Raw genomic sequence first — 14133 nt, forward strand, 5'->3', positions numbered from 1 at the left:
TCAGGAAGGTGCGCAGTTTGGTGGCGTTTCCGGAGTCGTCGCCGGTGATCACGTAGTACATCATCCCGGCGTCGGAGACATCGCCCTTCTTGTTCATGATGTTGTTGACCACGTTGTGCACGTAGCGCAGCCGCTGGTCGGAGTCACCGGCCATCCAGGCCCACTTCTCCTCACCACCACCGGTACCCAGACCGGCGTTCTGGTCCGGAATCCGCTTGTACTTCACCTGCGGGAAGTCGCGACGGATGTCGGCCAGGTTCCACTTGTTGTCATCGTCGTCGTGGTTGTTGTTCCAGTCCGAGTGCGAGATCAACGTGACGTGCTTACGCGCCGCGGTGTTCGAGCCCTGCAACGCCCGGTACACCACACCCATCGGGCCGGCACCGACCAGGCACAGCCGGTTGGCGGCGGTGGAGACGTCAACCGCCGACCGCAGGTGGGTCACAGCGGCGTTGAGATTCGTCTGGCTGTTACGGAAGATACCGGCCACGTCGTAACCGAACTGACCGCCGGTACCCTCGGTCGCGGTGACCATGTCCCGCTCCCAACTCGCCGTCGAGCTGCCCAGGTGCGAGTTGTAGTCCCAGTGCACCAGCCGGGACTGCTGGCCCCGCTCGGCCAGCAGCGCCAGGGCCATCGCCGACGCGCCGATGTCGTCACGGTCGTGGTAGTTGCCGTCCGAACTCCAGGCGATCCGCTCACACGGATAGCTGAGAACGGGCGCGGCGGCCTGCGCGGGCTGCCCGGTCAGCGCGACGGTGACGCCGAGCCCGAGGGCGCAGGCCGCCGCGGTCAGGCCGGGACGGGTGATCCTTGACATGGAGATCCTTCCGGTACGGGGGGGTGGTCGCCGCCCGGCCGGGTTCTGTCGGCCGGGCGGCTCGCAGACAGACACTCCGCGCCGTCGTGGAAGGTTTCGTCGCCCCGGCACTCATCTGCCCCGGCCCTGCGCCCGGGGTCAGCCCTCGCCGCGCCGGCCGCCCTGCGGACGTGAGCCCTCGCACGCCTGCTGGGCACTCGCCCAGGTGGCGTCGTCGACATCGGCCGGACGGAGCGCCTCCGGCCCGCCGCCCTGGCGGTTCCCGTCGCCCGGCTGGCCGGAGGGCCGGGCGGAGGGCCGGGTCGTCGGCCGGGCGCTCCGGTCCGCCTGTCCGCTGCGGCCGGGCCGGGCCGAGGGCAGCTCCTCGGGTACGTCGATGCCCTGCTCGCGCAGGCATGCCGCGTACGCGGCCAGCCCACCGGCCGGCGGCTGGGCCGGCTGCGACTGCCCGGCCACCGGCTTGCCGCCGCAGCCGGCCGCGAGCGCGAGCAGGGTGACGCCGACCGCCACGGTCAGGGCCGGTCGTCGATGGATGCGGGGCATCTGACTCTCCTCGGGTCTCGGGTGCGGGCCCACGCCCGCACGACGGGTCAGCAGAGACGACAAACCTCCGGCGCGGCTCCGACGGGCCTGGGAGTCACCTCGGAACACCGGGCTGTGAGGTAACTCTGAGGTACGGCCGAGCCCACTGTCAGGAAGTGGGTCGACGATCGCCAGCCATGGGCTTCCACCTGCACGTGTGGCGGGCGATCCGGCGCCGGCCGGTACCCGCCGCCACCACCGCCGTACTGGTCGCGGTCACCGCCGCGGTGGGCGCGGCCGCGTTGTCCGGCGGGGCCGACCGGACCGCGGCCCCGGCGGCGACCGTACGGGTGGAACGGGGAGAGGTGACCTCGGCGGTCGCGGCGACCGGCTCGGTACGACCCTCGGCCGACCGTGGACTCGCGTTCACCGCGGCCGGCACCGTGACCGAGGTCCGGGTCCGTCCAGGGGTCGACGTCACCGTCGGTCAGGTGCTGGCGGTCCTCGACGACGGCGAGGCCCGCGCCGAGGTGACGCGCACGGAGCAGGCCCTGGCCGACGCACGGGCCGCGCTCGACGACCTCGAGGCCGAGGAGGAGCCGGACACCACCGCCTGCGCCACGTCGCCCGGCGCGGCCGCGCCGGGCGGCGGCGCGGGAGGTGCGGCTGCCGCGGCCGCGACGGGCGACACCGTCCGGACGACGTCCCCGGGCGACACGGGATCACCCAACCCGGGAACCGGCTCCGAACAGCCCTCGCACTCCCCCGCGCCGTCGGCCGACCCGGCTCCCACGGGATCGCCGGGCTCCCCCGCCGAGCCGTCGCCGGGCGGCACCAGGAACGGGCCGGTGGCCACTGCGACGGCTCCGGCTCCGGCGGATCCGGGCTGCCTGGCGCAGCCCGGTGGTTCGAGACCGGGCGGTGCCGACGCGGGTGCCGACCCGCTGCTGCGGGCGCACCAGCAGGTGACCGCCGCGCAGCTGGCCCTCGCCGAGGCGGAGGACCGGCTGGCCGGTACGACAATCACCGCGCCGGTCGACGGCCGGGTGCTGTCGGTGGCCGGGCCGGTGGGAGCCCGGGTGTCAGCGGGTGCGCGCTTCGTCGAACTGGCGGTCGTCGACGGGATGCAGGTCACGGCGACCTTTCCGGAGGCCGACGCCGGGCGGATCGCGGTGGGGCAGACCGCCACGGTGACCCCGGCCGGGCGGTCCGAGACCGACCTGGCGGCCGAGGTGGTCCAGTTGGACCCGGTGGGCGCCAACGACGGTCAGGTGGTCCGGTTCGGGGTCCGGCTCGCGCTGGACGACGCTCCGGACGACCTGCTGATCGGGCAGAGCGCCGCCGTGCGGATCCGGATCGCCACCGTCACCGACGTGCTGCGGTTACCGGCCGGCGCGGTCCGGGTGCGTTCGGATGGATCAGCCGCCGTCCTGCTCGCCGGGGCGGCCGAACCGCGCGCCGTCGTGACCGGTGTCCGGGGGGACCAGTTCGTGGAGATCAGGTCCGGTCTCGCCGAGGGCGACCTGGTCCTCGCCACCGGATGATCCCGCTCAGCTCGGGGACAGGTCGCTCCCAGCTCGCTCCGAGGTTGCCCGGATAGACCTGGCAACCGTGTCCGATCGCCGTACCCGTGTGCTCGTCGTCGACGACGAGGAGAACATCCGTGCCCTGTTGTCGGCGACGCTGCGACTGGTCGAGTTCGACGTCCGGGTGGCCGGCGGCGGCCATGAGGCGTTGACCATGGCCGAGGAGTTCGACCCGGACCTGGTGGTGCTCGACGTGATGCTGCCCGACCTCGACGGCTTCCAGGTCGCCCGGCGGCTGCGCGGTGCGGGCGCCGGGGTGCCGGTTCTGTTCCTCACCGCGCGGGGCACTGTGGAGGACCGCATCTCCGGGCTGACCGTCGGGGCGGACGACTACGTGACCAAGCCGTTCAGCCTGGAGGAGGTGGTGCTGCGGATCCGGGCGATCCTGCGCCGCAGCCGCGCCGACGACGCGCCGGCGCCGGACGGCGTGCTGCGCTACGCCGACCTGGAGCTGGACGAGGATGCCCACGAGGTACGCCGGGCCGGCCGGGTGGTCGAGCTGTCGCCGACGGAGTTCAACCTGCTGCGGTACCTGATGGTCAACGCCGGCCGGGTGGTCAGCAAGGCGCAGATCCTCGACCGGGTGTGGAACTACGACTTCGGCGGCGACGGACGCATCGTCGAGTCGTACATCTACTACCTGCGCAGGAAGATCGACGTACAGGCACCGCCGCTGGTGCACACCGTACGCGGCGTCGGCTACACGCTGCGGTTGCCGCGTCCGGGACCGGACGACGGTGGGTAGCCGCCGCGCCGCCCGGCGGCGGTTGCGCCGGTGGGGACGCTGGACCCTGCGGTCCCGGCTGGTCGTGGTGGTGGCGGCGCTGACCGCGCTCGCGCTGGTCCTGGCGAACGCGGCCGGGCTGGTGCTGCTGCGCCGGACCCTCACCGACCGGGTTGACGAGCAGCTCAGCACGGTCAGCCGACCGTTCACCCGGGACGCCGCCCCGTCCTACGACCCGCACGAGCGCACCCGGGTGCTGCCGCGCGCCCGGCTCGGGCCGGAGCAGGTGGTGCTGCTGTACGGCCCGGACGGCAACCTGGAGGACGTCCGGCGCTCCGACGAGTCGGCCACGGTGCCGATGGTCGAGCCGTACGACAGGCTGGTCGCCCGGGCCGCCGGCACCCGCCCGTACACCGTCGGGGCCGCCGACGACGCGGCCGCCTGGCGGGTCCTGGTGGTCGAGCGCGGCGACGACCGGGGCATCGCGGTGCTGGCGGTGTCGCTGCGCGAGGTCGAGGAGACCACCGACCTTCTGCTGCTGATCGACGCGGTCGTGATCGTGGTCGTCCTGCTGCTGCTGGCGTCGCTCGCCGCGGTGGTGGTCCGGCTCGGACTCCGGCCGCTGACCCGGATGGAGCAGATCACGGCCCAGATCACCGGGGGAAACCTGTCCCGCCGGGTGCCCGACGCCGATCCGCACACCGAGCCCGGCCGGCTCGGCGGGGCGCTCAATCTTATGCTGGACCGGATCTCCACCGAGGTCGCCGCGCGCCGTGAGTCGGAGCGGCGGCTGCGGCAGTTCATCGCTGACGCCTCGCACGAGCTGCGGACGCCGCTGACCTCCATCCGTGGGTTCGCCGAGCTGTACCGCCGGGGCGGCACCCCACCGGGCCCGGAGCTGGACGGAACGATGGCCCGGATCGAGGCCGAGGCCGCGCGGATGGGTCTGCTCGTCGAAGACCTCCTGCTGCTCGCCCAGCTCGACCACGAACGCCCTCTGCGGGAACAGCCGGTCGACCTGCTGGGCGTCGCCGCCGACAGCGTCCGCGACGCGCACGCCCGCGCGCCCCGACGCCGGATCCGCCTGGCCGCCCTCGACGGCGACGGGTTCGAACCGGTGATGGTCACCGGCGACGAGCACCGGCTGCGCCAGGTGGTCGCCAACCTGCTCAACAACGCCCTGCAGCACACACCACCGCAGGCCCGTGTGACGGTCCGCACCGGGCTGCTGCGCCGTGCACCGGCCGGACCGCCGCCCGTCGCGGCCGTGGGAGATCCGCTGCCCGCCGCAACGCCGGCCGCGGTGCTGGAGGTGACCGACGACGGGCCCGGCCTCGCGGCCGACCAGGCCGTACGGGTCTTCGAGCGGCTCTACCGCGCCGATCCGAGCCGGACCCGCGGCAGCGGCGGGTCCGGCCTCGGCCTGTCCATCGTGGCGGCCCTCGTGCGGGGACACGGGGGCCGGGTCGAACTGCTCACCGCCCCCGGCCGGGGGGCCACCTTCCGGGTCCTGCTGCCCTCGGTCCCCGATGCCGACCGCAGCGAGCTGGTCGACCTGCTGCGCACCACGCACAGCTGACCCGCCGCCCGACTCCCAGCCGGCTCCGAGGTGGCGCCGGGTCCGCTCCGAGCCGCCACCTGAAGGCTGTCGGGCATGCGTCTGCGACGACTCATCCCTGCCCGCGGCCCGTCCCTGCTCGTCAACACCGGCCTCGCCGCGGCGGTGCTGCTCGCCGGCGGCTGGGCGTACACCGCGTTCAGCGCACCGGAGACCGCGACTACCGGCGAGGCCCGGACGGTGCCGGTCAGCCGTGCGACGGTGACGTCCGCGGTTTCCGTACCCGGATCGGTGCGCAGCGCGACGACCGCGAGCGCGACCTTCGCCACCGCCGGGACGATCACGGAGATCGCCGTCGCCGTCGGCGACCCGGTGAAGAAGGGCCAGGTGCTGGCCCGGGTCGACGCCTCGGCCGCGAAGCGGGAGCTCGCGGCGGCGGACGCCGACCTCGATGCGGCGCGGGACGCGGCGGACCGGGCGGCGGAGACCGAGGGTTCCACCACCCAGGCGGAGGCGGCGGTGACCCAGGCGGAGCTGAAGGTCGCCGCTGCGCGGGAGAAGGTCGACGGCACCACCCTGACCGCGCCGATCGCGGGCACCGTGGTGGCCGTCAACGGCAGCGTCGGGGACTCCGGCACTTCGGCGGGCGGCGCGGCCACCGGCGGCGGCACCTCCGGGGCCGCAAGCACGCCGTCCGGTACGGGAGGCGAGGGACTCGTGCAGATCGCCGACCTGACCCGGCTGGAGGTCTCCGCCGCCGTACCCGAGGCCGACGCGACCCGGCTCAAGGCGGGCATGCCGGCCACGGTCAGCTGGAACGCGCTGCCCGGCACCACCGCGCAGGCGACGCTCGCCGCGATCGACCCGAACGCCACCACCGCAAACGACGTGGTGACCTACGGCGTCACCCTGAGCCTGAAGGACCGTCCCGACGCCGCCCGGCCGGGCCAGAGCGTGCAGGTCACCGTCACCCTCGACACGGCCGAGAACGTCGTCGCGGTGTCGGCTCTCGCGGTCACCGGCGCCGGCAACCGGAACACCGTGACCGTCCTGGACAACGGCGACCCGGTCGTCCGCCCTGTGGAGGTGGGCCTGCGGGGCGACCAACTCGTCGAGATCACCTCCGGCCTGACCGAGGGCGACCGGGTCCTGCTGCCCAGCACCGGCGACGCCGAGACGAGCACCGGTGGCGGCGGGCGCGGCGGACCGGCGGGCGGCGGCCTGACCGGTGGCGGCGGACGGGGCAACCGATGACCCTCCACCTGGTCGGCCACCACCACCGCACCGCCGCGGCCCGGACCCGTCCGGTGCTCGACGTCAAGGACCTGACCAAGGTGTACGGGCAGGGCGAGGCGACCGTGCACGCCCTGCGTGGGGTGTCGCTGACCGTCGCAGCCGGGGACTACGTGGCCATCATGGGATCCTCGGGATCCGGCAAGTCGACGCTGATGAACATCCTCGGCTGCCTCGACGTGCCCAGCACCGGCACCTACCACCTGGACGGGGTCGACGTCAGCCGGCTCGACGACGCCCGGCTGGCTCTCGTCCGCAACCGGCGTATCGGTTTCGTCTTCCAGTCGTTCAACCTCATCCCCCGCACCTCGGCGGTGGCCAACGTCGAGCTGCCCCTGGCGTACGCCGGCATCAAGCCCGCCGAGCGACGCCGACGGGCTCTCGCGGCCCTGGACATGGTGGGACTGGCCGGCCGGGCCGACCACGAACCGAACCAGCTCTCCGGTGGTCAGCAGCAACGCGTCGCCGTCGCCCGCGCCCTGGTCACCGAGCCCGCGCTGATCCTCGCCGACGAACCCACCGGAAACCTGGACAGCCGTTCCACCGAGGAGGTGCTGGGCATCCTCGACCAGCTGCACACCGCCGGCCGCACCATCGTCATGATCACCCATGAGACGGAGGTTGCCGCCCGGGCACGTCGGTTGGTCACCCTCTTCGACGGACGGATCACCACCGACGTACGACAGGACGGTGCCCGGTGAGCCTGCTGGAGATCCTCCGCTTCGCCGGCCGCGGTGTCGCCGCCAACAAGCTGCGCTCCGCGCTGACCATGCTCGGCATCCTCATCGGCGTCGCCGCGGTCATCCTGCTGGTCGCCGTCGGCAACGGCTCCGCCCAGGCCGTCAACCGCAGCATCGAGGCGCTGGGCACCAACACCATCACCGTGTCCAGCACCGCCCGCGGCGGGACGACGCCGTCGGCACTCACGGTCGACATCGCGCAGTCCCTGCACGACCCGGCACTCGCCCCCGACGTACGGGCGGTCTCACCGGTGGTCAGCAGCGCCCCGACGATGACCCACGCCGGCACCGAGCACCCGGTGGCGCAGTTCCTCGGCACCCACCCGACCTACTTCGGGTCGTCGAACAGCCCGCTCGCCGCCGGCGCCGCCTTCACCGACCAGGACGTGGCCCAGGGGCGGCGGGTGGTCGTGCTCGGGCGGACCGTCGCCACCGAACTGTTCGCCGACACCGACCCGGTCGGCCAGCAGGTCACCGTCGGCGGCGCCCTGTTCACAGTCGTCGGGGTCCTCGCCGAGAAGAGTTCGGCATCAGGCTTCGCCGACCCCGACGACCTCGCCGTCGCCCCGCTCACCGCCGTGCAGCAGACCATCACCGGGTACGGCCCGGTCAACTCCATCCTCGTCGAGGCCACCGGCCCGGACCGCGTCAACGCCGCCCAGCAACAGGTCACCCAGATCCTCAACCAGCGCCTCGACCTGCCGGCCGGCACCACCGCCACCGGCCGGGGAGGGGCCGGCGCGGACGCCGCACCGTACCGGATCCAGAACGCCGCCCAACTCCTCGCCACCCGCACCGAGACCGCGCAGACCTTCACCGTCCTGCTCGGCACCGTCGCCGGCATCAGCCTGCTCGTCGGCGGCATCGGCATCACCAACATCATGCTGGTGACCGTCACCGAGCGGACCCGGGAGATCGGCATCCGCAAGGCGCTCGGCGCACCCCGGCGCACCATCCTCACCCAGTTCCTCGCCGAGGCGACGATGCTCAGCGTCCTCGGCGGCGGCCTCGGCGTGGCCGCCGCACTCATCGGCAGCCGCTTCACCATCGTCGGCGTGCAACCGGTGATCGTGCCCAGCTCCGTCGCCCTGGCCCTGGGAGTCTCCGTCGCGATCGGGCTGTTCTTCGGCAGTGTCCCCGCCAGCCGCGCCGCCGGCCTGCGGCCCATCGACGCACTCCGCTACGAATGACAGGTGAAGCATGACGACCGACCTCGACACCGCACTCGCCGCCGGACCCCGCCCCTGGCGGAGCCCGGCCACCCCGTGGCTCATGGCGGCGCTGCTGCTCGTCGGCGGCTTCGCCGGCGGCGCCCAGGCGCAACTGGCATACGGGCCGGACTCCGAGCCCGCACCGACGGGACGCGGAGCAGCGGTCGACGGACCCGCCGGTGGGGCCCGCGGCGGCGGGGCCCGTGGCGGTGGCGCCGCTCCCCCGGCCGCCACCGCCACCCCGGCCACCACCGGCACCGTCACCGGCATCGACGGGACCGTCGTCAAGATTCGGCGCGAGTCCGGTGAAACGGTCACCGTGCGGACGGACGACAGCACGCAGGTCCAGCTGCCCGCCGCACTCAAGGACCTCCGGCCCGGCGACACCGTCGCGGTGACGGGAGACGGGCAGGGCGGCGAGCTCACGGCCGCCACGATCGTCCGGCAGGAATAGTCGGTTGTCTGGGAAGCGGCGGTCTGTTCTGGAGGTGGTGCTGGCCGCGTACTCGGTGGCGGTGTCCGGCACGCTCGGCGCGTTCTTCCCCAGCCGGCAACGCCACGGGCGGACGCGCGGAAGCGCCGCGCACAGCGACACGGGTGACCGGTGGCAATACGACAGTGCCATGACGATCGACGGTCAGCACCGTGACAACCGGCCGAACCGATCCCTCCCGGCGTTTGTCCCTGCAGGCTGCGGGTAGCGGCCGCGAAAGGCGCCGGAGAGCCCGTCGCCACTCAGGTTCTCCGGGAGGGCAGAGACGTGGAACGTCGACGGCGCCACGCGACGATCATCGGCAGCGTGGCACTCCTGGCCGTGACAGTCGGTTGCACGGCGGACGGCGATGCCACGGCGACACCTGCCGGCCAGTCGACGGTCTCGGCTGCGCCGGCCGCAGCCGGCCTGCCACAGGTGGTCGCACGGCTGCAACCCTCCGTCGTCACCGTCCGGACCGGTCAGGGCCTCGGCTCGGGTGTGGTCTTCCGCGACGGCGGGCTGGTTCTGACCAACGAGCACGTGGTGGGCGATCAGAGGGAGGTCGAGCTGGCGCTCGCCGACGGAACCCGGGTGCCCGCCCGGGTGGTGGCCGCCGACGCCGTCACCGACCTCGCCGTCCTGCGGGCGGAACGCACCGACCTGCCGCCCGCGCCGCTGCGCACCGAACTGCCGGCGCCAGGTGAACCGGTGGTGGCACTCGGCAGCCCGCTCGGCTTCCTCAACAGCGTCACGGCCGGCATCGTCTCCGGCGTCGGCCGGGAGATTCCCGGCTCGGCGAGTCAGGGCAACGCCCTGGTCGACCTGATCCAGACCGACGCCGCCATCTCCCCCGGCAACTCCGGCGGCGCGCTCGCCGACTACTCCGGCCGGGTGGTCGGGATCAACGACGCGTACCTCCCGCCGCAGACCGGGGCGGTGTCCATCGGGTTCGCGATTCCCGTCGCCACGGCGGTCGACATCGCGGACGACCTGCTGGACGACGGCAAGGTCACCCAGCCGTACCTCGGGGTGGCCGTGACCCGGCTAACGGCGGAGATCGCCCGGTCCCTCGGTGCCGCCACCGACCGGGGGGTGCTCGTCCGGGACGTCGCCGGCGACGGCCCGGCGGCGGCCGCCGGTCTGCGGCCCGGAGACATCATCACCGGTCTGGCCGGCGACCGCACCGAGACGCTGGAGGGGTTCCTCGGGGCCCTACGTGGCGTCGAGCCCGGTCAACGCCTGCCGGTCACCTACCTGCGCGGGTCCGACAGGCGCAGCACGACTGTCACGCCGACCGCTGCCACCCGCTGACCCCTCGCCAAGCGATGTCGGTGGTGCTACGCCGAAACCGGGGCGGCCTCACCGAGGCCCGGGAAGACTGAAGCGGTGGGTACTTCCGTTCTCGTGCGCAGGTCGCGGTGGCTGACGCCGGTCGTGCCGGGGACGCGGGTCACCCGGCTGGAGTTGTTCTTCGACCTCATCTTCGTCTTCGCGTTCCTCAACGTGACCGGTCTTGTCTCCACCCACCCGACCCCGAGGTCGGTCGTCGCCGGGTTGCTCGTGCTGACGCTGCTCTGGTGGTGCTGGACGGTGCTGGCGGCCCTGGGCAACCTCGTCCGCCTCGACAAGGGGATCCTGCCCGTGTTCGGGCTCGGCATCGCCGTCGCCACGTTCGTGCTGGCGATCACCATCCCGCAGGCATTCGAGAACCAGCGGGACGACCTGGCCGGGCCCACCGTGTTCGCGGTCACGTACCTGGTCCTGCGCGGACTCACGATGGGCGCGTTCCTCTTCGCCTTGACCGGCACCGGCCGGGCCCGGCGGCAACTGGCGCTCGTCTCCGCGCCGCCACTGGTGGCGGCCGTCCTGGTCGTCCTCGCCGCCACGGCGGCGTGGTGGGCGCCGCCGGGCGTACGCGTCGACGCCCGGTTCGGCCTGTGGGCGGCCGCGCTCCTGGCCGAGTACTCGGTCGGCCTGTTCCTGCCCTACTCCAGGTGGGCGGTGGCTTCGGCCGGGCACTGGGCCGAACGCCACTCCCTGATCGTCCTGATCGCGCTCGGCGAGGCGGTCATCTCGCTGGGCGTCGGACCGGGCCGGTTCGAACGTCTCGCGCTGTCCGGGCCGGTGATCGCCGGGTCGGCCGTCGGCATCCTACTGCTCGCGACCTTGTGGTGGCTGCACTTCGACACCCTCGCGCCCAGCGTCGAGCAGGCCATGCACGGCATTCGGGACATCCGGCGGATCTCGCTGGCCCGGGACGTCTTCACCTATCTCCACCTGCTAATGATCATGAGCATCATCAGCCTCGCGCTCGGCCTGAAGTTCATCCTCGAAGAGGTGGCCGAGGCCGTCGTCGAGCCGCTGAGCTGGGCCGGGGTCGTCGCCCTCTACGGCGGGGCCGCACTGTTCCTGCTGACCGAGGTCGCCGTGGTCGCGCGCACCTTCCGCCGGGTGCGGCCCACCAGGCTGGCCACCGCCGCCGTCGTCGGTCTGCTGGCCTGGCCGGCGACGCTCGTCACGCCTCTCGCCGCGCTGGGCGCGCTGGCGGTGGTCCTGCTCGCCCTCGTCCTGGTCGACCGGTTCACCGGCGCCGCCGCCCGCCGGAGGATCAAGGCGTCCCTGCGAGACGAGGAGGAGGTCGCCGAGCGCGCGGTCAGCCAGTGGCGGCAGCAGCACTTCTGACGGTTCACCATCGACCGCCTCTTTCAGCCGACGAAGGCGACAGACTCCGCCCACGGACCTGTTGCCGGGCACGCAACCTGGTGACCGGGCGCGCGCTCGCCGGCGACGACGGCGAGTACGCCGTCCGGGGCCTGCTCCTCGCATACCCGGGTGTCGACGGCTACCCGGCCGGCGGCGACGCGCCCTTGCACGCCGTGCTCTACAACGACTCCAAGAGCCCCGTCACGGTCACCGTGACCAGCGAGGACGCCCGGGAGGTCGTCCTGGTCGCGACGAACCGCGACCTGCCTGCGACCGCCACGCCCGACCGCCCGCCGGCCTCCGGTCACCGAGTCCCGGCGTACCCGCCGTCGGGCCGCGGCAGCCGGCCCGCGTCGACCTCCCTCCGCTGGGCTTCCTGCGGTTCACCGAGCAGCCCGGCCGCTCCTTCGCGCTCCTCGGACTGGACCGGTCGCTGCGCTCGGGGCAGAACGCCACGGTGACCTTCGACGTCGGCAACGGCCAGCGGATCACCGGCCCGGCGCCGGTCGCCGCGTCGTTGACCCCCGTCGCGCCACCGCCCGCGGTCGTCGAACGCGAGGAGGCCGGGAGCCACGAGGGCGGCTGACCGTCCTCGTCGCTCCGGCGGGCCGGCCGTCGGGCGCCGCGCCGTCCCCCGTTCCGTTTTCCCTGCTGAAGACCCGGGTAGGAGGTCAAGGTACGCCGCAGAGATCGAGACGGCCGAACCGACCGTCGAGGAGGTGGACGATGCGGGTGTTGGCGGGCCGCTATCGCCTGGTGCGGCAGGTCGGACGGGGCGGCTCGGCTGTCGTCTGGCAGGCGGTGGACCAGTTGCTCGACCGGACGGTCGCGGTCAAGCTGCTCGCCCCCGGCACGGCGGAGGACAGCGGATGGCGCGAGGCGGTGCGCCGCGAGGCGCGAGCCGCGGCGCGGCTGGACCACCCGAACGTCGCGGCGGTCTACGACTACGGTGAGGCCCGGTTGTCGGGGCTGCGCCGGGTGCCCTTCCTGGTGCTGCAGTACGTCGACGGCGAGACGCTCGCCGACCGGTTGCGCCGGTCCGGGCCGGCGGGGTGGCCCGCCGGTGGCCGGATCTGCGCGGAGGTGGCGGCCGGGCTGGCCGCGATCCACGAGGCAGGGCTGGTCCACCGCGACGTCAAGCCCGGCAACGTGCTGCTCGCCCCCGAGGGAGCGAAGCTGGTCGACCTCGGTGTGGCGCTCGCTGTGGGCTCCGACACCGTCGACAGCCGGGGCGAGATCCGCGGCACCCCGTCGTACATGGCTCCCGAGCAACTGCGCGGCGAGCCGGCCGCTCCCGCATGTGACGTCTTCGCCCTCGGTCTCCTGCTCACCGAATGCCTCACCGGACGACCGCCGGCTCGCCCGGACCGGGCCGACCGCGACGATCACGGCGCGGCCCTGCGGATCGACGGGGTACCCGAGGCGGTGGAGGATCTGCGCCGCCGTTGCCTGGCACCCGATCCCACCGGACGGCCGAGCGCGGACGCCCTGGCGCGGTCGCTCGCCTCCGCTGCCCGCCCCGAGTCGGTGCGGCTGCGGCCGCCTGTCACTAACCGTCCCGATCCCCGACCCACCACCCCTGCGACGGCCGGAAGCACTCGCCGGACGAACGTCCGGCGGGCGGCGCTGGTCGGCGGCCTCCCGGCGGTCCTGGCGGCGGCGGCGTTCGTCGCGCAGCTTCCCGGCTCCGGCCCGACCCAGGACGCCTACGGCGCGTCGGAGGCGTCACCGACCGCGACCGCCGGCTGCACGGTCACCTACGCGGCCGAGCGGCGGCAGGGAACCTTCGACGCCGAACTCACCGTCGAGGTGGCCAGCGGGCAGCCGACCGGACGGCCCGTCCTGGTGTTCCGGCTGTCGCCCGGCCAGCGCCTGGCCGCCCCGCTGGACCGGTGGCAGTCGGGGCGAACGGTACGGCTCCCGGTCGCGCTGGAGACCTCGTCGCGAATCCGGGTGCCGCTGCGGGGCACCTACGCCGAGCAGGCCCGATCCGGCCCGGACCGCTTCACGCTCGGCGGCGTGCCCTGCCGGAGATCCTCGGCGCTGGTCACCATCGCGGGCGAGGACGGGGAGGCGGCGACCCCGGCGACGCGTCGCGTGCCGCCTGCCCGGCCCGATGATCCGGCACCCCGATCCACCGGTGCCGGCACCGCGCCCGCGACGACACCACCGGACGCGGCCGGGGACGAGCCGGCGGGGGAACCGTCGCCCTCGGCCGGAGAACCGACCGGCCGCCCCTCGCCTTCGCGGCCGGCGCCGACGGGCCCCAGCCGCGAACCGACAGCCGACCCGACCGGCTCCACCGGCTCCCCCACGAGCCCGTCCGTCTCACCGTCGGCCCCGTCGAGCCCGTCGGCCCCGTCGAGCCCGTCGAGCCCGTCGGCCCCGTCTAGCCCGTCGGCGCCGTCGAGCCCGGACGCGGGGTCGACACCCGTCGCCACCGCCTCGACCACCCCGGCCGACGTTCCCACGTCGGTCGACGCCGACGTGCCGGCCTGACC

At 73.9% G+C, this 14133-nt stretch carries 14 protein-coding genes; 12 read left to right on the top strand and 2 right to left on the bottom strand.

Annotated features, from left to right (window positions below; all coding sequences use genetic code 11):
* Together C569_RS0125645 and C569_RS0125650 are read right to left on the bottom strand one after the other, a co-directional pair.
* Positions 1–820 (bottom strand): hypothetical protein (locus tag C569_RS0125645; protein ID WP_018788598.1); only part of this gene is annotated, 820 nt, incomplete at its 3' end.
* A 138-nt stretch (positions 821–958) separates the two neighbouring features.
* Positions 959–1330 (bottom strand): hypothetical protein, encoded by a 372-nt coding sequence (locus C569_RS0125650; protein ID WP_018788599.1) that lies wholly within the window; start codon positions 1328–1330, stop codon positions 959–961.
* A gap of 209 nt (positions 1331–1539) precedes the next feature.
* Between C569_RS0125650 and C569_RS0125655 the strand changes: the two genes are divergently transcribed.
* From C569_RS0125655 to C569_RS34910, 12 genes are all read left to right on the top strand, one after another.
* Positions 1540–2886: an efflux RND transporter periplasmic adaptor subunit gene (locus tag C569_RS0125655; RefSeq protein WP_018788600.1), complete on the top strand. Its 1347-nt coding sequence runs from the start codon at positions 1540–1542 to the stop codon at positions 2884–2886.
* Between the two features lie 67 nt (positions 2887–2953).
* Positions 2954–3673 (top strand): response regulator transcription factor, encoded by a 720-nt coding sequence (locus C569_RS0125660; RefSeq protein ID WP_369754102.1) that lies wholly within the window; start codon positions 2954–2956, stop codon positions 3671–3673.
* Positions 3666–5231 carry a cell wall metabolism sensor histidine kinase WalK gene (locus C569_RS31060; RefSeq protein ID WP_018788602.1) on the top strand — a complete coding sequence of 522 codons (1566 nt, stop codon included), beginning with the start codon at positions 3666–3668 and terminating at the stop codon, positions 5229–5231. Before C569_RS0125660 ends, C569_RS31060 begins: the two co-directional genes overlap by 8 nt.
* Positions 5232–5306: 75 nt before the next feature.
* A complete protein-coding gene (locus C569_RS0125670; protein ID WP_018788603.1) occupies positions 5307–6464 on the top strand; it encodes an efflux RND transporter periplasmic adaptor subunit in 1158 nt (385 codons plus the stop codon).
* A complete protein-coding gene (locus C569_RS0125675; protein WP_018788604.1) occupies positions 6461–7204 on the top strand; it encodes an ABC transporter ATP-binding protein in 744 nt (247 codons plus the stop codon). Before C569_RS0125670 ends, C569_RS0125675 begins: the two co-directional genes overlap by 4 nt.
* Positions 7201–8433, top strand: a complete 1233-nt coding sequence (locus C569_RS0125680) for an ABC transporter permease (RefSeq protein ID WP_018788605.1) — start codon at positions 7201–7203, stop codon at positions 8431–8433. The genes C569_RS0125675 and C569_RS0125680 overlap by 4 nt, the downstream gene beginning before the upstream one ends.
* Positions 8434–8443: 10 nt before the next feature.
* On the top strand, positions 8444–8908 hold the full coding sequence (locus tag C569_RS0125685; protein ID WP_018788606.1) for a hypothetical protein: 465 nt from the start codon (positions 8444–8446) through the stop codon (positions 8906–8908).
* 345 nt (positions 8909–9253) lie between these two features.
* Positions 9254–10240 carry a S1C family serine protease gene (locus tag C569_RS0125690; protein WP_196806783.1) on the top strand — a complete coding sequence of 329 codons (987 nt, stop codon included), beginning with the start codon at positions 9254–9256 and terminating at the stop codon, positions 10238–10240.
* Between the two features lie 75 nt (positions 10241–10315).
* Entirely contained in the window at positions 10316–11611 is a 1296-nt protein-coding gene (locus C569_RS0125695; protein ID WP_081636027.1) for a low temperature requirement protein A, read from the top strand.
* A gap of 80 nt (positions 11612–11691) precedes the next feature.
* The gene (locus C569_RS31070; RefSeq protein WP_018788609.1) at positions 11692–12093 is read left to right on the top strand and encodes a hypothetical protein; all 402 of its coding nucleotides are present in this window, start codon (positions 11692–11694) and stop codon (positions 12091–12093) included.
* A complete protein-coding gene (locus C569_RS34795) occupies positions 12090–12218 on the top strand; it encodes a hypothetical protein (RefSeq protein ID WP_018788610.1) in 129 nt (42 codons plus the stop codon). Before C569_RS31070 ends, C569_RS34795 begins: the two co-directional genes overlap by 4 nt.
* 140 nt (positions 12219–12358) lie before the next feature.
* The gene (locus C569_RS34910; RefSeq protein WP_018788611.1) at positions 12359–14131 is read left to right on the top strand and encodes a serine/threonine-protein kinase; all 1773 of its coding nucleotides are present in this window, start codon (positions 12359–12361) and stop codon (positions 14129–14131) included.
* Positions 14132–14133: the final 2 nt, after the last annotated feature.

Source organism: Micromonospora sp. CNB394, from assembly GCF_000374985.1.
Classification (GTDB): Bacteria; Actinomycetota; Actinomycetes; order Mycobacteriales; family Micromonosporaceae; genus Micromonospora; species Micromonospora marina.